Annotated in this window: 1 protein-coding gene; it reads left to right on the top strand. The window is 76.6% G+C overall.

Features of this window, described 5'->3' with window-relative positions:
* Nucleotides 1-50: 50 nt before the first annotated feature.
* A partial coding sequence (locus UK12_RS34210) for a hypothetical protein (RefSeq protein ID WP_045307120.1) occupies nt 51-338 on the top strand: 288 nt, incomplete at its 3' end.

Raw genomic sequence — 338 nt, 5'->3', positions numbered from 1 at the left:
GCCTGGACCGGCTGTGCCGGCTCCGCCGGGTCCCAACCGCCCCGGTTACCGTGCTGACTGCCACGACCGCGGAGCGGGACCTGCTGCCCGGGCTCCGCTCCGGCGCCGACGAGTACCGGTCCAAGCCCACCAGGACCGCCAAAATCCCTCCCCTGTTGGGCCCCCCTCTACGCCACGGCCGCGGTCAGCTGCTCACCGCCCGGGCGACCCGGGGGGGCGACAGCGCCGGGCTGAGTGCCGAGGTCTCCCGGTACACCGAGCTGTACGGAACGGCGGTGGAGATCCGCGACCGGGACGGCCGGCAGCTGGCGGGCGGCGGCAGCGGCCACGCGGCCGCC

It is taken from the genome of Saccharothrix sp. ST-888 (genome assembly GCF_000955975.1).
Classification (GTDB): domain Bacteria; phylum Actinomycetota; class Actinomycetes; order Streptomycetales; family Streptomycetaceae; genus Kitasatospora.
The sequence above is the reverse complement of the archived record's forward strand: the minus strand, read 5'-3'. Positions and strand labels throughout refer to the sequence as shown.